The sequence below is a fragment of the Streptomyces sp. NPDC004134 genome, from assembly GCF_042874195.1.
GTDB lineage: Bacteria > Actinomycetota > Actinomycetes > Streptomycetales > Streptomycetaceae > Streptomyces.
Window position 1 is genome coordinate 1 of sequence record NZ_JBIAMS010000035.1, and the last position, 24,069, is coordinate 24,069.

A 24,069-nucleotide genomic window follows, 5' to 3' on the forward strand; every position below is an offset into this window, starting at 1 on the left:
AGGCCGACGATTCAACGCAAGGACAGCCGAAGCGTCAGTCAGAGCAAGAGCCAGACCCCCGGGCGGTGCCATCACCAATCCTCACTGTCAGAGCAGGCGCCTACCCTTGGGCGGGTGTGAGGGGAAGGCTGGGTGCGACGGCTGGGGTGCGTACGCCTGGGCGGGCGTCAGGGGAGGCGAGGCGCGCACCCTTGGGCGGTGTCAAGGGAAGGCGAGGCGCACACCCTTGGGCGGTGTCAAGACAAGGCGAGGCGCACACCCTTGGGTAGGCGTGGGTGAGGGTCGGGGCGCATACCCCTTGGGCGGGTCTGCGGGCAAGACCGGGCGCGTACGTCTGAGTGGGCGTCAGGGAGGACGAAGCTCGTACCCTCGGGCGAGCGCGGGCGACAGCCCAGGCGTATACGCCTGGGCAGGCGTCAGGGAAGGCCAGGCGCGCGCACACCCCTGCGCAGGCGGGCGAGGGCTACGCCGCCGCCATGCGCAGGGCTATCCCCCCGCCTTCACCGTCACTTCCTTCGCGAACGGACCCCACTTCCCATCCGGCAGCTTCGCCCGCACCTTCACCGCATACGTCGCCTTCCCCGACTTCTCCAGCGGCAGGCTGATCCGCCCCGTGTCCTTCGGCGCGGACTCGCCCAGGACCAGCTTCGAGGCGAACTTCCCGTCCACGTACACCTCGTACTCCGTGATGTCGCCGCCCGCCTTCGGGGCGTTCCACACCAGGTCGAGGTTCCACGCGCCGGCGTCCTTGCGGGCCGTCGCCTGGAGGTCCGTCGGGATCTCCGCGCCCGCCTTTCCACCCGGTTCCGCCTCCGTCGTGACGCTCGCGGAGGGGCTGGCCGGGCCCGAGTTGTCGGCGGCGTCGCGGGCCTTGACCGTGAAGGTGTAGTGGGTGTCGGGGCGGAGGGTGGTGACCGCGGCGGTGGTCTCCGTGCCGCCGACGCTGTGGATCTTGGTGCCCTCCTGGTAGATGTCGTAGGACGTGACTTCCTTGTCGTCCTCCGACCTCGTCCAGGTCAGCGTCGCCGAACGCGGCCCGTCCGCACGCGCCTTGAGGGTCGCCGGCCGCGTGGGCGGCTTGCTGTCGTCGGCGTCCGCCGACGGGGTCGTGACCGCGGGGGCCTGGCCCGGGCCGGAGAGCTTGCCGTCGGCATCCCGTGCCCGTACGGAGAACGTGTACGAGGACGACGGCTTGAGGCCGGTGATGTCGATCATGTGCTTCTCGGCCGGTACGTTCTGGATCTTCTTGCCGTTGCGATACACCTCGTACCGCCGGACGTTCTCCGCCTCCGCCGCCTTGTTCCACATGACGTGCACCGACGTGGACGTGCTCGTGTAGACGGTCACGCCGGTCGGCACGGTGGGCGTCTCCGGCGGTTCTGCGGCGGCGCCGCTGTCCGAACTGCAGGAGGTCGCGGTCAGGGCAAGGAGGCAGGCGGCGGTGGTGCTCAGCGCGGCGAGCGTGGGGGTGGGCCTCACAGGGACGCCTCTCATCGTGCGAGCAAAGGTCCAGACCTTTTTCGCACACTCACCGCGTACATTTCAAGACGTCGGCAGCGCCCCGCAGTTCAGTCCCGCGCGGTGCCGCCTCTGCCTCAGCCCCCTCCGCCGTGGCCCCCGCCGCCTCCGTCGCGACGCCCGTCGCTGCCCAGGCGCAGCAGTGCCGTTAGGTGCGCCGCCGCCGTGGACAGGTGGCGGCGGGCCTCGCGGAGCTGGTCCGGCGAGACGCCGTTGTCGCGGGCGGCGTCGCGGACGTCGTCGCGGAACCGGTCGAGCAGGCGCTCCAGTTCGCGGGCCAGCTCGGCGGGGGTGGCGTCCTGCGGGGTGTCCTCCTCGGCCCACTCCGGGGTGTCGGCGGGGTCCGGCTTGATGTACGACGGCCAGGGTGTCCTGACGCCGCCCATGCCCGCCGTTCCGGCGGCGGTGCCCATCCCGCCCGACGGCTGGGTGGGGGCGTTGGCCGCGTCGGCGATCGTGTCGGACGGAGAGGCGGGCCCCGTACGCGCGCTCGGCCCAGCGCCCGTGCTCGTCCCGGCGGCCACGTCCGTCCCAGCGCCCACGTCCGTCCCAGCGCCCGCGTCCGTCGCGGCGTCCGCGTCCGTCGCGGCGTCGGCGCTCGTCCGAGCGTCCGCGTCCGTCCGCGTACCCGCCTCCGCCCCCGTCCCCGCGCCCCCCGCGCCCGTGCCGCGGCCGCCGAAGCCGCCCAGGTTGCCCAACTCCCGCGTCAGCTCCGCCAGGCCGTCCATCAGGCCGCCCTGCCAGTCGCCGGTACGGACCCTCGTCTGCACCTGCTCCTGCACCTGCCGCGCGATCCGCTCCGCCTCGCTGCGCACCCGCTCCTGCGTCTCACGCGCGTGCTTGCGCGCCTGCTCCGCGTCCTGCCGGGCCCGCCGTGTCTCGTCCTTCGCGCGCCTCGCCTGCTCCTTGAACTCCTGCTTCGCGCGCTTGAAGTCCTCCTTCGCCTGCCGCCACGACTCCTTCTCGCCCGCGCTCGCGCCGCCCGACGTACGGGCCTCCTTGGCCGCCTGGCGCATCTCGCGGCGCAGGTCGCTAGCCGTGCCGCTGACGTCGGCCTGGATCTCGGCGGCGAGTTCGGCGACGGACTCGCGGATCTCCAGCTCCAGTTCCGCCAGCTCCGCCTGGCGGGCGGCGAGTTCGGCGCGGCCGGACTCGGTGATGGCGTAGACCTTCCGGCCGCCCTCGGAGGTGTGCGTGACCAGGCCCTCGGTCTCCAGCTTGGCGAGCCGGGGGTAGACGGTGCCGGCGGAGGGGGCGTACAGGCCCTGGAAGCGCTCTTCGAGGAGGCGGATCACCTCGTAGCCGTGGCGGGGGGCCTCGTCGAGCAGCTTGAGCAGGTAGAGCCGGAGACGGCCGTGGGCGAAGACGGGGGGCATGTCAGAGCACCTTCTTGTCGGACGGTCCGGACGGTCCGGACGGTCCGGACGGACCGGCGGGACCGGCCGGACCCGCGCCCGGCGGCGCGTCCTCCGGTTCTTCGTCCACCCCCTCCGGGCGGCGGAGCAGCGCGAGGGCGCCCGAGACGGTCGTCGCCTTCAGCGAGCCCTTGCCCGCCCCCAGCCGGCCGTCGACGGACTTCGCCCCCCACTGGCCGCTGACGTCCAGCGCCGGGAAGGCGTTGGAGACCGCGCCGCTCGTCGTGCTCGCGTGCACCTCGATGTCCGGCTCCTCCGGCAGCCGTACGGCGATCTCGCCGGAGACCGTGTTGACCCGGACGTCCGCGGCGCGGGCGGCGGGGGAGAGGTCGATGACCATGTCGCCGCTGACCGTGTCGGCCTGGACCCTGCCGCCGGCGCCGTCGATGAGGGTGAGGGGGCCGGAGACGGAGTTGTAGCGCAGGTCGCCTTCGAGGGCCTGGGCCTCCAGCTCCCCCGAGACCGTGTCGGCGCGGACCGGGCCGGAGAGTCCGACGAGGGTGGCGCCGCCGCTGACGCCGCGTACGTCCGTACGGCCCGCGATGCCCGAGACGACCGCGTCGGCGCCGACGACGCCGACCTCGACGCGGGCGGTGGCCGGCACGGCGAGGGAGACGACGACGCGGCGGCGCCAGCCCTTGCGGTCGAGCCACTTCAGGAAGCCGCGCCAGGGCAGGTCCTCGTACGCGACCGTCAGCTCGCCGTTCTCCAGCGAGACGCGCAGCGGCGGGCCCTCGATCTCGCTGACCTCCAGGCGCGCCGCGCCCGGCCGACCGGCGTCGTCGTGGGTCCCGACGACGTGCACGGCTCCATTGACGATCCGCACCTTCAGGGCCGTGACCGGCTCCTCGAAAGCGAGGGTCTGGGGATCGGCCACAAGCTGCACCGACATCCACGGCCTCCTGACTCGGGCTCTGGCGAGCGCTCCCACCCAACGCAACATATCGCGTCTCTGCCAAGACACGATATATCGCGGTGCACGGAAGTCAAGCGTAGCCCCGGGGGCGGGTCCGGTGTGGAGGGGCGGACCCGGTGCCGGTGGCGGAGTGGCGGATCCTGCAGCCTGCCTGGCGGACGTTCTTCGTCCGGACCCAGGTGAGCCGGGTACTTCAGGTGTGCGTGCGACTGGTTCCGGACCGGCGGACGGTCCGTGCCCCAGACCGGCAGTGGGCAGTCACGTGGGCCGCCGGTGCAGCGAGAGGGGCGCTGTCGCACACGTACTCCCGCGGGCGCCGCTCGGCAGGCTGCGACCGGTCGGGCTGTGCCTGTGCCTACTCCTCGTCCTCGTCGTCGAGGCGGGCCAGCCAGGTGGCCAGGCGCTCGACCGGGACCTCGAATTCGGGGTTCAGGTCGACGAACGTGCGCAACTGCTCGGCGAGCCACTCGAAGGTGACCTCGTCCTCGCCGCGCCGCTTCTCCAGCTCCTCGATGCCGCGGTCGGTGAAGTACATGGTGGGTGCTCCGGAAGGGGGAAAGTGACCGGTTCAGTATCGCTCACCGGGGCGGATGGGCGGCGTGGGGCCGCGGGTACCGTCGCGGGGCGGCGGTCCGCGGACTAATGTCGGTGCATTGGGCACCGAGCGTAGTCGGGGGAACCGGATGAGCAGCAACCTGCCGCAGCGCGTGACTCTGCCGGACGGCACCGAGGTGTGGGTCCGGGCGACGCCGCTCGACGAGCGGGTCGCGGCGGGTGCGCGGGCAGGGACGCGGGCGGGGGTGCCGGCGCCCGCGGGTGCCCCCGGGGGCGGCGCCGGGCCGGACGTCGAGCCCGAGGCGGACCTCGACGCGGATATCGCCGACCTCGCGGACGCCGGCTACGACCCCGACTACGCCCCCAGCTACGACGCCGACGACGACACCGACCTCGAACCCGTCGCCGACTGGGGCCGGTTGACCTCCCGGGTCGCCGGGCTCACGCCCCTCATCGGCGGAGTGGCCGCCTCCGTACGGGCCGCCGCCGCGGCCGCCGCGCCGGACGAGGTGAGCGTGACGTTCGGCGTGGAGATCTCCGCGGGGACGGGGAAGGCGATCGCGCTGCTCGCCGACGCGAACACCACGGCCCAACTGTCGGTCACCCTGACCTGGCAGCCGGGCTCGCGCCCGGCCGGCCCCTCGGGAGCCGAGTCCGATACGGCATCCACGGCATCCACGGCATCCACGGCATCCACGGCATCCACGGCATCCACGGCATCCACGGCATCCACGGCATCCACCGCATCCACCGCATCCACCGCATCCACCGCATCGACCGCCACGTCCGATACGGCTGCATCTGGTGCATCCGGCACGTCTTCCACGGCGTCTGCACCGGTATGAGGGTTCCGATCGAGAGCAGCGAGGCGGCGGACTACGCGCGTTACCAGCTCTGCAAACTGGCCGCCGCGGCGACGGTCGACATCCGGGCGGCGCCCGGGTCGGAGGACCGGTCGCTGTGGGGCAGCGGGTTCCTCGTCGCGCCGGAGTGGGTGCTGACTTGCGCGCACGTCTTCGTCCACCCCGACGGCTGGCGGCGCGGTACGGCGCCGGGCGAGCTGATCGGCGTGGTCGTGGGCGGGCGTACGGTGCCGGGGCGGGTGGAGTACAGCATGCCGTCGCCGGACAGCACCGCCGCGCGGATGGGCCGCGATCCGGAGGTACGGGACGAGACGTTCGCGGAAGCGGTGATGCAGGTTGGGCCGGATCTGGCCCTGGTGCGGCTGTTGCCGGTACGGGCCGAAGCGGCAGGCGTGGGCGCCCCGGCCGGCGAAGCGCGGTACGGGCTCCCGCCCGCGGCAATGTTCGGCGCCCAGACAGGTGCCCAGACGGGCCCTCAGCCAGGCGTTCAGGCGGGCACTCAGCCCGTCGCCCGGCCCCCGGCCGGCAGCGAACCCGTCTGGCTCGGCGACCGCTACGACGACTTCCTCGACCAGGCCGTCCTCCTCAGCGCCCCCGGGCGCGCCGGCGCCGGGAGCGAGGACGTCGACGCGGCGCTGCTCAGTGCCGAGTTCGCCGGGCGCAACGGGCAGCAGATCCTGCTCGGCACCCCCACCCCGATCCGCCGGGGCGCCTCCGGCGGGCCCGTACTGCACCTGGGCCGCGGCGAGGTCGTCGGCGTCGTCAAGGCCCGCTACCGCAGCGGCACCGGCGGCGGCACCGCCGTGTCCCTCGACGAGCTCCACGCGCTCTCGGACGAGCACCTGCTGCCCGGCGCGACGGGCCTGGGCCCCGAGCCGTACCGCGAGCTGATGCGGCTGCACGACGCCTGGCACTGGCACCGCCACCACGGCATCGACGACGAACGCACCTCCTGGACCGACCTGCAGCGCGCGCTGGGCCCGGCGCGGTTCGGCGCCTGGGGCGCGCTCGACCGGCTGAGCGCGCTGTGGCGGCTCGCCGACCTGCCCGCGCCGCGCGACCCGGAGGTCGTCGAACGGCTGGTGCACCAGGTGCTCGACATCCAGGGGCGCCCGCTGGGCGCCCGGCGGCTGCGCGACTGGCGCGACGGCCACGGGCTGCTGCACCGGCACGCCGCGCCGGAGCGCGCGCTGCGCGACATGCTGCTCTATCTGAAGCTCGTGGCCCGCGAGGCCGCCGCCGACATCGGCGCGGGCTCCGACGCGGGGGCGGGTACGGCCGTCGGATCCCTCGAGTCGTGGGTCGCGGAGCGCGCGGGCGAGCTGCCGCCGCGGCAGCGGCAGGAGATCCGCGCGGTGCGGCGGGCGCCGGTGAGCGTCCTCGTCACGTTCGACAAGCTGCCGTTCCTCGACCCCGCCGCGGGGTCGGTGCCCCGCTACAACTGGACCGTGCGGCGCGGCTACGGCAAGGGGGAGTGGGAGCACGTCGCGCTCGACCAGTCGTACGCCGGGGGCTCGTTCGAGGAGGCGGAGGCGCACGTGCTCCAGGCGCTGGCGCCGCAGTTGCTCGGGGCCGACGCGGAGGCGCAGACGCGGGTGCGGCTGGAGGTGGCGCTGCCGGAGGAGCGGCAGGCGCACCCCACGTACCGCTGGGAGCTGCCGGCGTCCGGCCGGGCGACCGCGGCCCGGCCGCCGGCGGGCACGGTGCGCCCGGTGGTGCACCGGGACGCGGCGCGCGCCGGTCCCGAGCCGGAGCCGCTGTGGCGCGACCGGTGGCGGCGGATGAGCCGTGCGCCGCGGCAGCGGCTGGTACGGGCCGCGCCGCCGGGCTGGGGGCGCGGTGCGGGCGACGGCGGGGTGCCGGTGTTCTGCCACGCGCTGGGCGACGGCAGCGGGCGGGCGGCGGTCGTGGGGCAGTTGCTCGACGAGGGCACGGCCGTCGCGCTGTGGCGCGCGGGGGGCCACCGGGGCGAGGAGTGCGGCGAGGACTGCGCGGCGTACCACGAGGAGCTGGCGGCGCTGCTGGCGGACGGTGCAGGAACGGTCGTGCGCGATCTGCCGGGGCGGCTGCACGAGGTGCGCCGGGAGGCGCTGGAGGCCGGCCGCGGGTGCGCGGCGGACGTGATCCTCTTCTACGACGACGCGGACGACACGATTGGTGCCGGTGGTTGAGCGGCGGTGGAGGGGGAGTCGAGGGGCTTGGCGAGCGACAGGCGCGAGTTGGCGCGGTACGCGGGTGGCGTGATCGGGGCCCGCCGGGTGCCGGTGTGACCGGTGTGGCGCGTGGGGCGACGCCCGCGGACCCGGATTATCACCCCGGTGTGCCCTGCCCCAGGGGGCGTGAACGGCGTACGGGTGGTGGTGAATGGGTGAGCCGGGCGGTGAACGGGTGAACGCCGCGCGGGCGTCCGGGTGCGCCGTACGCGAACCCCGTGCCCCCACTGCGCAGTTGGACGAAACCGGCCCGCCACCACGCGGATTGGCCGATTCGGCACCCGGCGTCAGCGCGCCCGGCTAGCCTCTTACCCCCGTGAGGGTTGCCCTCGTCCGTCCCCGGGCAGACAGTGGGGCAAGCCCGCTGCCCGGTCGGCGACAAAGGGGTTACGACGTGAGCGAGTGGCTCATCTACCGAGGCACCGGCGCCCCCCACGACGGCATGGAGAGACTGCCGGCACCGCCTCCCTGGCGAGAATTCGACGGCGGTCCACCGGTGCCTCCGCCGGCCGCGCTGGAGCCCTCCTCCGAGCGCAGGCTCGGCCAGCGGCGCCGCGAGGCCAGCCACCACCGGCCCAGCACCCGCGAGTGCGAGATGGTCAACGCCGCGCTGTATCTGCGCCGCCCGCTGCTCGTCACCGGGCAGGCAGGCAGCGGCAAGAGCACGCTGGCGCACTCCGTGGCGTACGAGCTGGGTCTCGGCCGGGTCCTGACCTGGCCCATCGTCAGCCGCAGCACACTGCGCGACGGGCTGTACGCATACGACGCCATCGGCCGCCTCCAGGACGCCCAGCTCGACCGCGCCGCCCGCCGGGCCGACAGCGCGGACACCGCTGACACCGCTGACACCGCAGCCCCCGCCGGCGCGGCGGGCGCCGCCGAGGAGCCCGGCGGCGGCATCGGGCGCTACATCCGCCTCGGGCCGCTGGGCACCGCGCTGCTGCCCTCCGCGCGCCCGCGCGTGCTGCTCGTCGACGAGCTGGACAAGAGCGACATCGACCTGCCGAACGACCTCCTGCACGTGCTGGAGGAGGGCGAGTTCACGATCCCCGAGCTGGAGCGGATCGCCGACCGCGCGCCGGTGGTCGAGGTGCTCAGCGACGACGGTACGAAAGTGCCCGTGCGCGGCGGCCGGGTGCGCTGCGGCGCCTTCCCGTTCATCGTGCTCACCAGCAACGGCGAGCGCGAGTTCCCGGCACCGCTGCGCCGCCGCTGCATCGAGCTGCAACTGCCGGTGCCGGACCGGGCGCGGCTGACGGGGATGGTCCGGGCGCACTTCCCCGAGGGCGACGACGAGCGGTTCACGGAGCTGATCGACCGCTTCCTGGCGGCGGGCCCCGGCGACGTACGGGCCGTGGATCAACTGCTCAACGCCATCGAGCTGACCCGGCAGGCCGATTGGGACCAGGCGGACGGCTCCGCCCGGCGCGTGACCGAGGAGCTGATGCGGCCCATCAACAGGCCGCGGTGAGCACGATGGCGGGGCACGGGGCTGCTGCGGGCGGACAGGAGAAGGCCGAGGAGCTGGTGGGCCGGCTCCTCGCGGCCGGGCTGCCGCCGGACGCCCGTGGCCTCGCCGACGTCCTGTGGTTCGCGGAGGAGCTGGCGCGCAGCGCGGAGGCGGCGGACGGCGCCGATGCGCGCGCCGATGTGCCGGGGTCGGCGAACCGCATGAAACCAGCCACTTTTCCCGATGCCGCCGACGCTCCCGAAGGCTCCGACCCCGCGACCGCCGAGGGCACGGACGGCGCCGACGAGACCGGCGCGGGGGCGCATACGGCGCCCGAGCGGCGCGTGGGGCTCGCGGCGGGCCCGGGACTCCTGCCGCGTACGCCGGTGCCCGACGCCGTGGACGCCCCCGCGTACCGGCAGATCGGCCGTGTCGGCGTGCCGGAGCCCCCGGCGCTGCCCGCCCTCGTGCCGCTGCAGCGCGCGCTGCGCCCGCTGCGGCGCTACCAGCCGCGGGTCGCGGCCGTGGCGCCCGGCGAGCTGGACGAGGAGGAGACCGCGGAGCTGAGCGCGCGGGCCGACCTGGTCATCCCCGTGCTGCGGACGCCCCGGCGGCGCGCCACGCTCCAACTGCTCATGGACGCCTCGCCCGCCATGGAGGTATGGGGCCGGCTGCTGGAGGACCTGCGTACGGTCGCCGAGCGCTCCGGTGCGTTCCGTGACGTCACCGTGCACCGCCTGCACCCGCTGCCGGACGGCGGCGTCGGCTGCACCGGCGAGCCGGGCCGGCCGTCGATGCTCCAGGACGCAGGCCAGTTGCACGACCCGGGCGGGCGCCGGCTGACGCTCGTGCTCAGCGACTGCGCGGGCCCGATGTGGCACGACGGCCGGATGCAGCGGATGCTGCACGGCTGGCTCGGCACCGCCCCCGTCGCCGTCGTCCAGCCGCTGCCGCACCGGCGGTGGCGCGAGATGCCGTTCGCCGCGCTGCCCGGACTGCTCGTCCGGCACCCGGGACCGTACCCGACGCTGGAGTTCCGCCCCGGCACCCGCGGCGACGTGCCGCCGGCCGGCGCCCGCGCGCTGCCCGTGCTCGCGCCGGAGCCCGCCGCCGTCGGCACCTGGGCCCGGCTGCTGGCCGCGGGCGAGGGGCTGTCGCTGCCCGGCGCCGCCGGCTGGGTGCGCCGGGACCACGCCGCCGCCCCGGCCGCGGCGGCCCGCCCCGCCGACGTACGCCCCGACCCGGCGGCCACGCTCGCCGCGTTCGACGCGACGGCCTCGCCCGCCGCCCGGCTGCTGGCCATCCACCTGGCCGCCGTGCCGCTGGTCCTGCCCGTCATCCGGCTGGTGCAGCGCGCGCTGTTCCCCGACACCGGGCCCGCCGAGACCGCCGAGATCCTGCTCAGCGAGCTGGTCGTGGCGCGCGACCCGGCGCGCGGAGCGGGGCGTGAGCCGGCGCGCGAACCCGTGGGCGAGGACCCGTGGTTCGACTTCCGCCCCGGCGTGCGCGAGCTGCTGCTGCGCCGGCTCAGCCACGGCGAGGCGGCGCTCGTGCTCAAGCACTGCTCGCTCTACATCGAGCGGACCTTCGGGCAGGGCGCGCGCAACTTCCCCGCCGTCGCGGTCGCGTACCTCTCCGGCGAGGACCGCGAGCCCGACCTCGGCGGCGCCAAGGTCCCCGACCAGTTCGCGCGCGTCTCCGAGCAGGTGCTGCGCGCCTTCCAGCCCGCCTACCGCGGTCCCGCCGCCGCGGGCGGCGCGGAGCTGCTGCGGCAGTACGAGGACAACCGCAGCGTCCGCGACCTGCTGGACGCCGTACGGGCCCTGCGCCGCGCCGTCGTCGAGGAGCGGGACACCGCGCAGCAGGGGCTGCTGGCCCGGGCGCTGCTGCTGCACTGGCAGCGGCTGCGCGAGCCGGACGCGCTGGCGGAGGCCGAGCAGTGGGCCCGCGGCGCCCTGGCCGCGGACGGCTCGGGAGCGCCGGCCGGCGGCGGCGTGCCGCTGGCGGCCGCCGCGCCGCCGCTGCGCGAACGGCTCACGTACGCCGAGGTGATGTGGGAGGTGGCCCGCGAGCGCGTGGCCGACGGCGAGCACGAGCAGGCCGTCGCCGCGCTCCGCGCCTCCGCCGCCCAACTGCGCGAGAGCCGCCCCCTGGCCACCACGCACGCCGCCCGGCGCGAGCGCGGCGGCCTGCTCGCCGAGGTGCTGCGCCGGCTGCACTCCCTGACCGGCGACGGCGCGGCGCTGCACGAGGCCGAGGAGACGATAGACGAGCTGCTGGCCGGCTGGCCCGACGAAGAGCTGGTGCCCGCGCGGCTGTTCCTGGCCCGCGGCCGGGTCACCCTGGGCCGCGCCCAGGCGGAGCGCACGGTGGACGAGGTCCGGGCGTACGGGCTGCGCGCCGCCGCCGACCTGCGTACCGGCGTCGACCTGCTGCGCATGGAGGGCGGCCCGGAGCTGCGGCGCCAGGAGTGCGAGGCGCTGCTCGACCTCGCGGAGGCCAACACCACCGCCGCCGGCGACGCGGGCGCCGCCCGCGCGCTGGCCGCGCTCGACCGCGCCGGCCGGCTGGCCGCCGCGCTCGACGACTACCGGCTCCAGGCCGAGAGCCTGCGCCGCAAGGCCCAGGTGCGGATCGCGGAGTTCACCCGGGGCGGCGCCGCCGAGCTGCTGGTCGAGGCCGACGGCTGGCTGACGGACGCGCTGGCGCTGCTGCCCCCGGGCGCGGCGCTCTACGGCGAGGTGCTGACCGAGCACGGCGAGCTGCTGCTGCGCCGCGGCCGGCTGGCCCCGGACGACGCCGGGCTGCGCGGCCGGGCGGTGCCGGTGCTGCGCGAGGTGCTGGCGGAGACGCCGCAGCGCCACCCGGACCTGCCGCGGCGGCAGTTGCTCTTCGGCCGGGCCCTGCGGCTGCGCTACGAGGCGTCCGGCACCCGCACCGACCTGTACGAGGCGGAGTGGGTGCTCGACCGGGCCGCGCGGGAGGACGACGCACCCGCGCGGGTGCGGGCGCAGGCGTGGCTGGAGCTGGGGGACGTGCAACTCCTGCTGGACATAAGGACCGAGTTCCGGCAGCGGCAGGAGCGGGCGGCGGACTGCTACCGGCGCGCGGCGCTCCTGGCCGAGGAGGCAGGCGACGCGGCGGAAGCCGCCCGGGCGCACCACCGGCGCGGGCAGATGCTGGAGCCGACGGCGGGGCGCGCGGTGGCGCTCAGGGCGTACCGCGACGCCTGGGAGCAGTGGAGCCGGGCGGAGCAGACGGAGAGCGCGGGGGCGCTGCTGACCCGGGAGCAGATCCGCACCCTCGAAGCCGGCGACTGACCCGCCGCCGTTTTGCTGCACGACTGTTCGGGGAAGGACTCTCACACCCTTCCGGAGGAGTTACAGCGTGGAGAACCCCCTGTCGGCGAAGCCGGGCGGGACACCGTCAGCCGCGGGCGCGGCCGTCCGTCTGCCCGACTTCAGCGACGTCGACGTGTATGCGGTGGCCGCCCGCGGCGAGCCGCCGGTACTCGCGGGAGCCGTCGCCCACCTGCTCCGCAACTGGCCGTCCGACAACGATGCCGGGGCCTACTTCGAGAACGGCCCGCCGGACGCCGGCCAGCCCGTATCCGGCGGCAACTGACCGCCGGCGACATCACGGCGCACGCTCCGGCCGATGCCACCTCACAGCCCGCCGACGAAGCCGGGCGGTCGGATTGCGGCAGATTCCGTACAGAAGCAGTCAGTTGGGCTTCCGTTTGGTTTCACCTGTGTGACTTGTGCGCCATGCATTCAGGGGCGGTGGTTCGTCACCGCCCGGACTCGGGGGAGCCGGGGAGCCGCATGGAGTACGGAGATACGGGCGCGGAGGAGGCGCCCTGGCCCGGCCGGCTGCTGGACATCGGCCGGCTGCGCGCCGCCGGGGTCCCGGCGGTGCCGTTCCGGCAGTTCATCCTCAAGGTGCACAGCCGGTGCAACCTCTCCTGCACCTACTGCTACGTCTACCACGGCGCCGACAGCGGCTGGCGCGAGCGGCCCGCCCGGATGCCGGAGGCGACCACCCGCCGCACCGCCCAGCGCATCGCGGAGCACGTACGCGGCCACGGGCTGAACCGGATCCGCGTCGAGCTGCACGGCGGCGAACCGCTGCTCGCCGGCGCGGCCTCGCTGGTCCGGCAGACGGCGATGGTACGCGCGGCCCTGCCGGCCGGCTGCGCCGTCGTCGCCGGCGTGCAGACCAACGGCACGCTGCTCACCGAGTCCGCGCTGGAGACCCTCGCCGCCGGTGACATCCGGGTGGGGCTGAGCGCGGACGGCGGCACCCCGGAGCTGAACAGCCGCCGCGTCGACCACGCCGGGCGGCCCGCCTGGCCCGCCCTGGAGCGCGCGGCCCGGCTCCTGCGCCGGCATCCGGAGAGCTACGGCGGCATCCTGTGCACGGTCGACGTCACCGCCTCGCCGGCCGCGGTGCTGGACTCGCTGTGCGCCCTGGAGCCGCCGGTCATCGACTTCCTGCTGCCGCACGCCAACTGGTCGGCGCCGCCCGCCCCGGTGCCGGGCCGCGGCCCCACCCCGTACGGCGACTGGCTCTGCGAGGTCTTCGACCTGTGGTGGGACCTGCCCAGGCCGTCGCCCCGGGTGCGGCTGTTCACCGAGATCCTCGGGCTGCTGCTGGGCCGGCCGAGCGCCACCGAGTCGGTGGGGCTCTCGCCGGTCACGGCGCTCGTGGTGGAGACCGACGGCGCCATCGAGCAGATCGACTCGCTCAAGTCCGTGTACGAGGACGCCGCCGGCACCGGTCTCGACGTCTTCCGCAACTCCTTCGACGAGGCGCTCAACCACCCGGGCATCGCCGCGCGCCAACTGGGCCTGCGGGCGCTGTCCGCGCAGTGCCGCAGGTGCACGGTCGTCGGGGTGTGCGGCGGCGGCAACTACGCGCACCGGTTCCGGGCCGGCGAGGGGTTCCGTAACCCCTCCGTGTACTGCGCCGATCTGGAGCAGCTCATCAGGCACGTCGCCCACCGTCTGGCGGCCGCGGTCGCGGGACAGCGGAAGGTGACGGCGGGTCCGCCGTGCGTGAGCTGACGGGCCACCAGATGGGGTACTGTGCCACGAGGACGGCCTGCCTCGGCACCGGAGGGAGACGGTCGTATGGCCAAGCCCATCAGCATCAGTTACGCGGGGTTCAACCGCCCCTGGGCGGCCTGGATCGCCTATCAGCTCGAGCTGCTCGGACACCCCACCTCGATGCTGCGCTGGAGCCCCGCGCCCGGCCGGCCGCTCGTCGACGAGCTGACGGGGTTATTGGAGGCGCCCGACCGCATCCTGCTGGTGCTCGACGACTGGTTCTTCGGCCTCGGCCCGCGCGAGACGGACGAGTGGAACGAAGCCCTGCGGACGATCATTCCGCAGCACGGGCAGCGGTTCGCCGCCGCCAGCGTGGCCACCGACATGCCGGTCGCGGCGGCGGCCCTGGCGCCCGTGGACCTCCGCGACCTCGGCACCGTCGAAGCCCGGCGCCGCGTCCTGACCCGGCTCGGCATCGACCCGGACACCCCGGTGCGCCCGGACCGCGAGCCGGAGCGGGCCCCGCGGTTCCCCAACGACCCGCCGGTGGTCTTCAACACCCCCCGCCGCAACTACCGCTTCACCGGCCGCGACGACATCCTGGAGCGGCTCCACGGCACGTTGTCCGCCGCCGGCCAGGGCGCCAGGATCGCGCTGTCCGGCATCTCCGGCGTCGGCAAGAGCCAGATCGCCATCGAGTACACGCACCGGTTCGGCAACGACTACGACGTCGTCTGGTTCGTCAACGCCAGCTACCGCATGACGGCCCGCGAGCAGCTCGCCGACCTCTCCGTACGGCTGAACCTCCCGGTCGGCAGCAACATCGGCGACCGGCTCCGCCGGGTCCGCGAGGCGCTGCGCACCGGCCGCCCGTACCGCCGCTGGCTGGTGGTCTTCGACAGCGCCGACGAGATGGAGCTGATCGACGACATCATCCCCGAGGGCGACGGGCACGTGCTCATCACGACCCGTACCCGGGACTGGGCCGTCAGCGGCGGCGCCGAGCAGATCGAGGTCCCGCACTTCACCCGGGCGGAGAGCACCGCCTTCGCCCGCCGCCGCGCGCCCCGGCTGACCGAGCCCGAGGCCGACGGACTGGCCGAGGCCGTCCAGGACCTGCCGCTGGTGCTGAGCCAGACCGCGGCGTGGCTGGACTCCAGCACGATGGCGCCGGCCGACTACATCGAGCTGCTGCGCGAGAAGGAACCCGGCAAGGTCGGCATCAGCATCGGCTCCGACTATCCGATGGGCTTCCTGACGAGCTGGTCGATAACGCTGAACGGGATGCGCGAGAAGACGCCCGCGGCGGCGGCGATGCTCAACCTCCTCGCGTTCTTCTCCCCGGACAGCATTCCGGTGTCCCGCATCGTCGAGCGCAGCGACCAACTGCCGTCGCATCTGGCGGAGCTGGCCAACGATCCCATCAGTTGGCACTCCGCCCTGCGCCGGCTGTCGGAGTCCACCGCGGTGACGATCGACTACCTCACCGACCCTTCGCCGGAGACCGAGGTCGAAAAGGTTCAAATGCACCGTCTCTACCACCGCTTCCTGCGGAGTGACCTCCCGGAGGACGAGCGGGAGGCGATGTCGGCGACCGCCTGCCGGATCCTGGCGGCGGCCGACCCCCGCCGTCCCACGGACACGCGGGAATGGGCGAGGTATGCCGAGCTGCTGCCGCATCTGGAGCCGGCCGGTGCCTTGGAGAGCGCCGACCCCGCCGTGCAGGAACTCGTCCTGCACTGCATCAACTACCTGCTCCAGCGCGGCGAGTACCGCGCCGCCCTGAGGATGTGCGAGCTGACGCTCGCCCCCTGGACCATCCGGCTCGAACCCACGCACCGCTCGATGATCACGCTCGTGCACTCGCACGCCGAGGCGCTGCGCAACCTCGGCCGCTACCGCGAGTCCGAGGCCGTCGGCCGGCGGCTGGTGGACGTGCTGAGCCCGGTGCGCGACGAGGAGGACCCCGACCTGCTGGCGGCCAGGAACGGCCTCGGCGGCGCACTGCTGGGCCTCGGCGAGTACCAGACGGCGCGGGGGTTCTTCGACGACGTCCGGCAGAAGTACGCCGGTCTCCTCGGCGCCGACCATCCGCGCACCATGGCGCTGCGCAGCAACCTCGCCTCCGCCCTCGCACTGCTCGGCCGGTACGAGGACGCGCTGGAGATCTACCGGGTCCTGCTGGTCGAGCGGGAGCGGCGGCTGCGCACCCGCCACCACCAGACCATGGCCTCCGGCACCCGCTACGCCTGGATGCTCCGCCTCCTCGGCCACTACGAGGAGGCCCACTCCCGGCAGCAGCGCAACGCCGCGCTGCACCGCCAGATCATGGGCGAGCACAACCCGCAGACGCTGCGGGCCGAGCACAACCTCGCGCTGTGCATGCGCCGGCTCGGCAAGCTCGCCGAGGCCGACCGCGCCATGGAGTCGGTCGTCCAGCGCTTCACCCAGGTCCAGGGCCCCCGGCACCCCGAGACCCTGATGGTCGAGGCCGACTACGCCACCTTCCTGCGCGAGCACCGCGACCTGCGCCGGGCCCGCGAGCTGGCCGAGTCCGTCAACCGGCGGTACGAGGCGATGCTCGGCGAGCACCACCCGTACACCGCCGGCACCCTCGGCAACGTCGGGCTGGCCCTGTGGCCCACCGGCGACTGGCAGGAAGCCTCCGAGATCGCCGAGCTGGCGCTCACCCGGATGACCGCCGCCGTCGGGCCCGCGCACCCGTGGACCCTGGGCTGCGCGCTGAACGCGGCCGCCGCCCGCAACCGGCTCGACGCCCCCGATCACGCCGAGGAGCTGAGTCGGCAGACGGCCGACACCGTCAAGGAAGTCCTCGGCGCCCGGCACCCCATGGCGCTGTCGGCGATGATGGCGCTCGCGGACGACCTGCGGTCGCTGCGGCGTTCGCAGGAGGCGAAGAAGGTTGAGCGGGAGGCGATGCAGAACCTCAGCGAGACGCTGGGCGCCGATCACCCGCACACCCTGGCGTCGCGCCGCCGGGAGCGCCCGTACTGGGACTTCGAGCCGCAGCCCACGTAGGAGGCGGGCGGACCCCCGGGTCCGTGCAGACGAGAGCAGACGAGAAGGGCCCCGCGCAGTGCGCGGGGCCCTTCTTTGCGCTGGTACGGACCGGGCGCCCGGCCCGTACCAGCGCGGGGACTCAGAGGTCGAAGACCTCGGCCATCAACTGGGCGTGCTCCGCCTGGTGGCGCTTGGCCGAGCCGACCGCCGGCGAGGACGACGACGGGCGCGAGACCCGGCGCAGCCGGTCGGCGTTCGGCACCGGACCGGAGCCAATGATGAGGTCCAGGTGGTCGACCAGGTTGAGCGCGATGAACGGCCACGCGCCCTGGTTGGCCGGCTCCTCCTGGGCCCAGACGAACGTCGTGGCGCTGCTGTAGCGCGCCAGCTCCGCCTGGATCTCCGCCCCGGGCAGCGGGTACAGCCGCTCCACCCGGACGATCGCGGTGTCCTTCGCGCCGCGCTTCTGCCGCTCGGCGTCGAGGTCGTAGTAGACCTTGCCGGAGCAGAAGACGATCTTGCGGACCGCCGCCGGCTCGACCGAGTCGTCGCCGATGACCGGCCGGAAGCCGCCCGAGATGAACTCGTCCGTCCGCGACGCCGCCGCCTTCATCCGCAGCATGGACTTCGGGGTGAAGACCACCAGCGGCTTGTGGTGCGGGTTGTGGACCTGCCAGCGCAGCAGGTGGAAGTAGTTCGACGGCAGGGTGGGCATCGCGACGGTCATGTTGTTCTGCGCGGAGAGCTGCAGGAACCGCTCGATACGGGCCGAGGAGTGGTCCGGGCCCTGGCCCTCGTAGCCGTGCGGCAGCAGCAGCACGACGCCGGAGGACTGGCTCCACTTCTGCTCGGCGGAGGAGATGAACTCGTCGACGACGGTCTGCGCGCCGTTGACGAAGTCGCCGAACTGCGCCTCCCAGAGCACCAGGGAGTCCGGGCGGGCCAGCGAGTAGCCGTACTCGAAGCCCATCGCCGCGTACTCGCTGAGGAGCGAGTCGTAGACGTTGTAGCGGGCCTGGTCGGGGGCGAGGTAGTTCAGCGGGGTGTAGTCCTCGCCGGTCTTCTGGTCGACGAGCACCGCGTGCCGCTGGCCGAACGTGCCGCGGCGGGAGTCCTGGCCGGCGAGCCGGACCGGGGTGCCCTCCATCAGCAGCGAGCCGAACGCCAGCGTCTCGCCCATGCCCCAGTCGATCGTGTCGTCCTCGACCATCGACACCCGGCGCTGCAACTGCGGCAGCAGCCGCGGGTGCACCGAGACCTGGTCGGGCAGGCTGACCTGGGAGTCGGCGATCCGCTTGACGACCTCCTCGGAGACGGCCGTCTCCACGGCGACCGGGAAGCCGGGCAGCGCGTGCGCCGGCACCTCGGCCGGCGCGGGCGTCTCGGTGGCGTCCCGTACCTCGGTGAAGACCTTCTCCAACTGGCCCTGGAAGTCCTGCAGCGCCTGCTCGGCCTCTTCCATGGTGATGTCGCCGCGGCCGATGAGCGACTCGGTGTAGAGCTTGCGCACCGAGCGCTTCTTGTCGATCAGCTCGACCATCTGCGGGTTGGTGAACTGCGGGTTGTCGCCCTCGTTGTGCCCGCGGCGGCGGTAGCAGATGAGGTCGATGACCACGTCCTTGTTGAACGCCTGGCGGTACTCGAAGGCCAGCCGCGCGACGCGCACGACGGCCTCCGGGTCGTCGCCGTTGACGTGGAAGATCGGCGCCTCGATCATGCGGGCCACGTCCGTGGCGTACATCGACGAGCGCGCGGACTCCGGCGGGGCGGTGAAGCCGACCTGGTTGTTGATGACGACGTGCACGGTGCCGCCGCAGCGGTAGCCGCGCAACTGCGACATGTTGAGGGTCTCGGCGACCACGCCCTGGCCGGCGAACGCGGCGTCGCCGTGGAGCGCCAGCGGCAGCACGGTGAAGTCCGTGCCGCCCTTGCCGATGATGTCCTGCTTGGCGCGGACCACGCCCTCCAGCACCGGGTCGACGGCCTCCAGGTGGGAGGGGTTGGCGGTGAGTGAGACCTTGATCTGCTCGCCGTCCAGGCCGGTGAAGGTGCCCTCCGTGCCCAGGTGGTACTTCACGTCGCCGGAGCCGTGCATCGACTTCGGATCGAGGTTGCCCTCGAACTCGCGGAAGATCTGCGCGTACGACTTGCCGACGATGTTCGCCAGCACGTTGAGCCGGCCGCGGTGCGCCATGCCGATGACGACCTCGTCGAGGCGGGACTCGGCGGCGGCGTCGATGACCGCGTCCAGCAGCGGGATGACGGACTCGCCGCCCTCCAGCGAGAAGCGCTTCTGGCCGACGTACTTCGTCTGCAGGAACGTCTCGAACGCCTCCGCGGCGTTCAGCCGGCGCAGGATGCGCAGTTGCTCCTCGCGCTCCGGGGTGTCATGCGGACGCTCCACGCGCTCCTGGATCCACTTGCGCTCCTTCGGATCCTGGATGTGCATGTACTCGATGCCGGTGGTGCGGCAGTACGAGTCCCGCAGTACGCCGAGGATGTCGCGCAGCTTCATCATCGACTTGCCGGCGAAGCCGCCGACGGCGAACTCCCGCTCCAGGTCCCAGAGCGTCAGGCCGTGCTCGGTGACGTCGAGGTCGGGGTGCTTGCGCTGCTTGTACTCCAGCGGGTCGGTGTCGGCCATGACGTGGCCGCGGACCCGGTAGGAGTGGATCAGGTCGAAGACCCGGGCGGCCTTGGTGACGTCGTCGTCGTGGCTGGCGTCGATGTCGCGGAGCCAGCGGACCGGCTCGTAGGGGATGCGCAGGGACTTGAAGACCTCGTCGTAGAAGTCGTTCTCGCCCAGCAGCAACTGGTTCATGATCCGCAGGAACTCGCCGGAGGCGGCGCCCTGGATGACGCGGTGGTCGTACGTCGAGGTGAGCGTCATGACCTTGGAGACGCCCAGCTTGTTCAGGGTGTCCTGGGAGGTGCCCTGGAACTCCGCGGGGTAGTCCATGGCGCCGACGCCGAGGATCATGGACTGGCCGGGCATCAGCCGGGGCACGGAGTGCACGGTGCCGATGCCGCCGGGGTTGGTGAGCGAGCACGTCACCCCGGTGAAGTCGTCCATGGTGAGCTTGTTGGACCGGGCGCGGCGGACGATGTCCTCGTACGCCTGCCAGAACTCGAAGAAGTTGAGCGTCTCGGCCTTCCTGATGGCCGCGACGACGAGCTGGCGGTCGCCGTTGGGCTTCACCAGGTCGATGGCCAGGCCGAGGTTGACGTGCTCGGGCTTGACCAGGGTGGGCTTGCCGTCCTTCTCCGCGAAGGAGTGGTTCATCGACGGCATCAGCTTCATCGCCTGGACCATCGCGTACCCGATGAGGTGCGTGAAGGAGACCTTCCCGCCGCGGGCGCGCTTCAGGTGGTTGTTGATGACGATGCGGTTGTCGAAGAGGAGCTTCACCGGGACCGCGCGGACGGACGTGGCCGTCGGCAGCTCCAGCGAGGCGTTCATGTTCTTGGCGACGGCGGCGGCCGGGCCCCGGAGGGTGACCAGCTCGGGCCCCTCGGCCGGGGCCGCCGGTGCCGCGGCGGGCTTCGCGCCCGGCTTGGCCGCGGGCTTCGCGGCCGGCTTCGCCGCCGGCGGGGCGGGCGCGGCGGCCACGGGCCGGCCGTCGACGGCCGGCGGCGCGGCGGGCGCGGTGGCCTGCTGCGGCGGCGCGGCGGGGGCCGGAGCCGGGGCGGGCGCCGGAGCCGCGGCCTGGGCGGGGGCCGCCTGGGCCGCGGGGGCCGGGGGTGCGGCGGACGGGGGCTGCGCCGTCTGCGTCGCCGCCCCCTGGTTCCCGCCGGCGGTGCCCGGCTTGTAGTCGGCGAAGAAGTCCCACCAGGCCCGGTCCACCGAGTTGGGGTCCTGGAGGTACTGCTGGTAGATCTCGTCGACGAGCCACTCGTTGGGACCGAAGGCGGCAGCAGGGTCCCGGCCCTGACTGGGCTCTTCGGTACGGACGCTCGACGAGCTGCTCTTAGGGGACTGTGACGACACGGCGGCAACCGCCCTCTTCCGCTTCACAAGGTGATGGACAGCGGAAAACAAGGCTACGCCCCTGGAGCTGGAACGTGCAGGCCGCACCCGCCGGAGGTCGCGTAAGTCACAATGCGAACGTGGTTTGGACCCCGGATTTGGCGGGAAACAAAGACAGTTTGCCTGCGTGCGGCATGGGGGCATCTAGGCGGTGGCGCCGCGTCCCGTCCTCGTACCGGGCCGTTCACCGGCTGCTCTGCCGCCGTTGCGGGTCCGTTCCCGCGCCCGGCCAAGGTCAAGTGTAGGTCAAGTGCCAAACGAGCGTTAACCCGGAAGGGTGAGCTTGATCCGGCAGCCGCGGGGTGATTCGGCCACCCCGATCCGGCCGCCGTGCAGACCCACCGCCCAGCGCGCGATCGCCAGCCCCAGCCCGGTGCCGCCGCCGTCCGCCCCGTGGTCGGCGAGCACCCCGTTCTCCCGGCCGCGGTTGAAGCGCTCGAAGACCCGGTGCCGCTCGGCCGCCGGGATGCCCGGGCCCTCGTCGAGCACCTCCACCTCCAGCGCGTCCGGCTGTGCGCCGGCGCGGGCGCGCACGGTGACGCGGCCGCCGGGCGGGCTGTGCTTCACGGCGTTGTCGATCAGGTTCGCCATCACCTGGTGCAGCCGCTCGGGATCGGCCCGTACGGACAGCTCCGGCGGCGAGACGTCCAGGTGCAGCCGGACGTCGCCGCGCCCGCGGGGGCCAGGGACACCGCCGTCCCCCTCCGGGGCGCCGGCCGTGCCGTGCGCGCCGCTGCCGAAGTGCGCCTCCTTCAGCACGCCCGCGAGGTACGGCTCCACCGCGAACCGCCGCAGCCGCAGCGGCACCACCCCGCTGTCGATCCGCGACAGGTCGAGCAACTGCTCCACCAGCCGGCCCAGCCGCTCCGTCTGGCGCAGCGCGGTGCGCATCGTGTCCGGGTCGGCCTCGGAGACGCCGTCGACCACGTTCTCCAGCACCGCGCGCAGCGCGGCGATCGGGGTGCGCAGCTCGTGCGAGACGTTGGCGACCAGCTCCTTGCGGTGCCGGTCGACGGACTGCAGGTCCGCCGCCATCCGGTTGAACGTCTGCGCCAGCTCGCCGAACTCGTCCCGGCGGCGGGTGGCCAGCCGGGCGGTGTAGTCCCCGTGCGCCATGGCCCGCGTGACCGCCGTCATCTGCACCAGCGGCGACGTCAGCCGCTGGCCCACGAACTGGGTGATCAGCAGCGAGGCGATGAGCGAGAAGACCGTGATCAGCCGGACCTCGGTGGAGGAGCGGATCGCCACCCACACCAGCCCGGTGGCGATCACGACCGAGCCGATGACCAGCGCGCCCAGCGCCGCGTTCACCGACCGCACCGGGTCCAGCGGGCGCAGCGCCTCCCACACCCGGCGCCAGAAGCCGGGCTCCGCACCGCCGTCCGGCACCGTCATGTGACGGGGGTCTCCAGCGCGTACCCCACGCCGTGCACCGTGCGGATCCGCTCCGCGCCTATCTTGCGGCGCAGCGCCTTGATGTGGCTGTCGACCGTCCGCGTCCCCGAGGCGTCCTCCCACTCCCAGACCTCCACCAGGAGCTGCTCGCGGGAGAGCACCGCCCGCGGCTGGTTGGCCAGACACGCCAGCAGCTCGAACTCCGTCGGCGTCAGATGCACGTCGTCCCCGCCGACCCGCACCCGCCGCTCGGTGTGGTCGATCTCCAGCTCGCCCAGGCGCAGCGTGTCGTCCCGGGCGGCGCCCGCCGCCAGCGTGGCGCGCTCCACGCGGCGCAGCAGCACGTGCACCCGCGCGGCCAGCTCGCGCATGGAGAAGGGCTTGGTCATGTAGTCGTCGGCGCCGACGCCCAGGCCGACGAGCATGTCCGTCTCGTCGTCCCGCGCGGTCAGCATCAGCACCGGCACCAGCCGCTGGGCCTGCACCCTGCGGCACACCTCCAGCCCGTCGAAGCCGGGCAGCATCACGTCGAGCACGAGCAGGTCGGGCGCCCACTCCGCGGCGGTCGCCACCGCGGCCGGGCCGTCCCCTGCCGTACGTACCTGGAAGCCCTCGGCGCGCAGCCGCGCCGATATCGCCTGCCCGATGGTCGGGTCGTCCTCCACTACCAGCACCCTGCGCTGGGCACCGGGCGTCACTGCGGCCGCGTGGTCGGCGCGGCCGTTCAGGGCTTGTCTGTCTGCCATGTGTTCGTGGCCCTCGCCGTCTCTTCCCCGTAGGCCCTCCGGTTCAGCTAGCAGCGTATGGGGAGGTGACACGCCTCGGCTACGGGGAACGGGGAGCCCCCGCCCGGGGTTCCCCACCGGCGTCCGCCTCGCCGCGCGCCTCGTCGTCCGGCGGGCGGACGGCGAGGTGGACGGCGTCGGGGACGCCGCGGCGTACGGGGATCTCCTCGGTGCGTACGTCCGTGAAGCCGGCGGTGCGGAGGGCGGCCTCGAAGCCGGTGGAAGGGCGGGCGGACCAGACGGCCAGGACGCCGCCGGGGGTGAGGCGGCCGAAGCAGGCGGCGAGACCGGCCGGGGCGTAGAGGCCGGAGTTGCCCTCGGTGACGGTCCAGTCGGGGCCGTTGTCGATGTCCAGGCAGACCGCGTCGTAGCGGTACGGCGCGGTGGCGAGGTGGTCCAGGAGGTCGGCCTCGACGAGCCCGACGCGCGGGTCGGCGAGGGCCGCGCCGCTGAGGTGCGCGAGCGGCGGGGCCCCGGCCGCCGGGCCGGTGTGCCACTCGATGACCGCCGGCTCGCGCTCGACCACCGTGATCCGCCCCCAGCGCGGGTCCGCCGCCGCCTCGGCGAGCGAGAAGCCCACGCCCAGCCCGCCGATCAGCACCGCGGGCGCCGCCGCGGCCGGGTCCAGCGCCCCGGCCGCGGCCCGGATCAGCAGCCGCTCGGAGCGGCCGTCGGAGGTGTCCATGAGGAAGACGCCGTTCGCGATGATCTCGTGGTGCGCCCCGCGGCGGCGCAGCACGACCTCCCCGTACGGGCCGGACCTGCGGTCGAGCGTCACCGCGCCCGCCGTGTCGTTCTCGCTGCTCATGGCCCCATCCTGCCCGATCGCTGACAGCGAACAGACGGCCGGGAACAACCCGGGA

At 73.9% G+C, this 24,069-nt stretch carries 15 protein-coding genes; 7 read left to right on the plus strand and 8 right to left on the minus strand.

Going from position 1 to position 24,069, the window contains the following annotated elements; all coding sequences use genetic code 11:
* Window positions 1–486 precede the first annotated feature (486 nt).
* The 4 genes from ACFYVJ_RS31905 to ACFYVJ_RS31920 form a co-directional block, all read right to left on the minus strand.
* Window positions 487–1,479 carry a fibronectin type III domain-containing protein gene (locus ACFYVJ_RS31905; RefSeq protein ID WP_388898998.1) on the minus strand — a complete coding sequence of 331 codons (993 nt, stop codon included), beginning with the start codon at window positions 1,477–1,479 and terminating at the stop codon, window positions 487–489.
* A 116-nt stretch (window positions 1,480–1,595) separates the two neighbouring features.
* Window positions 1,596–2,894, minus strand: a complete 1,299-nt coding sequence (locus ACFYVJ_RS31910) for a helix-turn-helix transcriptional regulator (RefSeq protein ID WP_388899001.1) — start codon at window positions 2,892–2,894, stop codon at window positions 1,596–1,598.
* 1 nt (window position 2,895) lies between these two features.
* Entirely contained in the window at window positions 2,896–3,825 is a 930-nt protein-coding gene (locus ACFYVJ_RS31915; RefSeq protein WP_388899003.1) for a DUF4097 domain-containing protein, read from the minus strand.
* 379 nt (window positions 3,826–4,204) lie between these two features.
* On the minus strand, window positions 4,205–4,384 hold the full coding sequence (locus ACFYVJ_RS31920; RefSeq protein WP_388899006.1) for a DUF6104 family protein: 180 nt from the start codon (window positions 4,382–4,384) through the stop codon (window positions 4,205–4,207).
* Between the two features lie 148 nt (window positions 4,385–4,532).
* On the opposite strand from ACFYVJ_RS31920, the gene ACFYVJ_RS31925 reads away from it, so the two are divergent.
* The 7 genes from ACFYVJ_RS31925 to fxsT all read left to right on the plus strand — a co-directional run bounded on the left by ACFYVJ_RS31925 (window position 4,533) and on the right by fxsT (window position 17,017).
* Entirely contained in the window at window positions 4,533–5,249 is a 717-nt protein-coding gene (locus ACFYVJ_RS31925; protein ID WP_388899008.1) for a CU044_2847 family protein, read from the plus strand.
* A complete protein-coding gene (locus tag ACFYVJ_RS31930; RefSeq protein WP_388899011.1) occupies window positions 5,246–7,438 on the plus strand; it encodes a trypsin-like peptidase domain-containing protein in 2,193 nt (730 codons plus the stop codon). The genes ACFYVJ_RS31925 and ACFYVJ_RS31930 overlap by 4 nt, the downstream gene beginning before the upstream one ends.
* Window positions 7,439–7,874: 436 nt before the next feature.
* On the plus strand, window positions 7,875–8,951 hold the full coding sequence (locus ACFYVJ_RS31935; RefSeq protein WP_388899014.1) for an AAA family ATPase: 1,077 nt from the start codon (window positions 7,875–7,877) through the stop codon (window positions 8,949–8,951).
* Between the two features lie 5 nt (window positions 8,952–8,956).
* Entirely contained in the window at window positions 8,957–12,250 is a 3,294-nt protein-coding gene (locus ACFYVJ_RS31940; RefSeq protein WP_388899207.1) for an SAV_2336 N-terminal domain-related protein, read from the plus strand.
* Between the two features lie 67 nt (window positions 12,251–12,317).
* Complete coding sequence (locus tag ACFYVJ_RS31945; RefSeq protein ID WP_388899016.1) at window positions 12,318–12,554, plus strand: hypothetical protein; 237 nt, start codon at window positions 12,318–12,320, stop codon at window positions 12,552–12,554.
* 200 nt (window positions 12,555–12,754) lie between these two features.
* The gene (locus ACFYVJ_RS31950) at window positions 12,755–13,996 is read left to right on the plus strand and encodes an FxsB family cyclophane-forming radical SAM/SPASM peptide maturase (protein ID WP_388899019.1); all 1,242 of its coding nucleotides are present in this window, start codon (window positions 12,755–12,757) and stop codon (window positions 13,994–13,996) included.
* Window positions 13,997–14,062: 66 nt separating this feature from the next.
* The gene (gene fxsT / locus ACFYVJ_RS31955) at window positions 14,063–17,017 is read left to right on the plus strand and encodes an FxSxx-COOH system tetratricopeptide repeat protein (protein ID WP_388899022.1); all 2,955 of its coding nucleotides are present in this window, start codon (window positions 14,063–14,065) and stop codon (window positions 17,015–17,017) included.
* 121 nt (window positions 17,018–17,138) lie between these two features.
* Here the strand turns inward: fxsT and ACFYVJ_RS31960 are convergent, their stop codons facing one another.
* From ACFYVJ_RS31960 to ACFYVJ_RS31975, 4 genes are all read right to left on the minus strand, one after another.
* Window positions 17,139–20,987: a multifunctional oxoglutarate decarboxylase/oxoglutarate dehydrogenase thiamine pyrophosphate-binding subunit/dihydrolipoyllysine-residue succinyltransferase subunit gene (locus tag ACFYVJ_RS31960; RefSeq protein ID WP_388899025.1), complete on the minus strand. Its 3,849-nt coding sequence runs from the start codon at window positions 20,985–20,987 to the stop codon at window positions 17,139–17,141.
* 303 nt (window positions 20,988–21,290) lie between these two features.
* Complete coding sequence (locus ACFYVJ_RS31965; RefSeq protein ID WP_388899028.1) at window positions 21,291–22,421, minus strand: ATP-binding protein; 1,131 nt, start codon at window positions 22,419–22,421, stop codon at window positions 21,291–21,293.
* Window positions 22,418–23,167, minus strand: a complete 750-nt coding sequence (locus ACFYVJ_RS31970) for a response regulator transcription factor (protein ID WP_101421632.1) — start codon at window positions 23,165–23,167, stop codon at window positions 22,418–22,420. The genes ACFYVJ_RS31965 and ACFYVJ_RS31970 overlap by 4 nt, the downstream gene beginning before the upstream one ends.
* Before the next feature lie 79 nt (window positions 23,168–23,246).
* Complete coding sequence (locus ACFYVJ_RS31975; RefSeq protein WP_388899031.1) at window positions 23,247–24,014, minus strand: spermidine synthase; 768 nt, start codon at window positions 24,012–24,014, stop codon at window positions 23,247–23,249.
* Between the last annotated feature and the right edge of the window lie 55 nt (window positions 24,015–24,069).

Coding starts and splice junctions, on each gene's coding strand:
- ACFYVJ_RS31910 (WP_388899001.1), bottom strand. CDS start 2,894: ATGCCCCCCGTCTTCGCCCACGGCCGTCTCCGGCTCTACCTGCTCAAG.
- ACFYVJ_RS31915 (WP_388899003.1), bottom strand. CDS start 3,825: ATGTCGGTGCAGCTTGTGGCCGATCCCCAGACCCTCGCTTTCGAGGAG.
- ACFYVJ_RS31920 (WP_388899006.1), bottom strand. CDS start 4,384: ATGTACTTCACCGACCGCGGCATCGAGGAGCTGGAGAAGCGGCGCGGC.
- ACFYVJ_RS31925 (WP_388899008.1), top strand. CDS start 4,533: ATGAGCAGCAACCTGCCGCAGCGCGTGACTCTGCCGGACGGCACCGAG.
- ACFYVJ_RS31930 (WP_388899011.1), top strand. CDS start 5,246: ATGAGGGTTCCGATCGAGAGCAGCGAGGCGGCGGACTACGCGCGTTAC.
- ACFYVJ_RS31940 (WP_388899207.1), top strand. CDS start 8,957: ATGGCGGGGCACGGGGCTGCTGCGGGCGGACAGGAGAAGGCCGAGGAG.
- ACFYVJ_RS31950 (WP_388899019.1), top strand. CDS start 12,755: ATGGAGTACGGAGATACGGGCGCGGAGGAGGCGCCCTGGCCCGGCCGG.
- fxsT (WP_388899022.1), top strand. CDS start 14,063: ATGGCCAAGCCCATCAGCATCAGTTACGCGGGGTTCAACCGCCCCTGG.
- ACFYVJ_RS31965 (WP_388899028.1), bottom strand. CDS start 22,421: ATGACGGTGCCGGACGGCGGTGCGGAGCCCGGCTTCTGGCGCCGGGTG.
- ACFYVJ_RS31970 (WP_101421632.1), bottom strand. CDS start 23,167: ATGGCAGACAGACAAGCCCTGAACGGCCGCGCCGACCACGCGGCCGCA.
- ACFYVJ_RS31975 (WP_388899031.1), bottom strand. CDS start 24,014: ATGAGCAGCGAGAACGACACGGCGGGCGCGGTGACGCTCGACCGCAGG.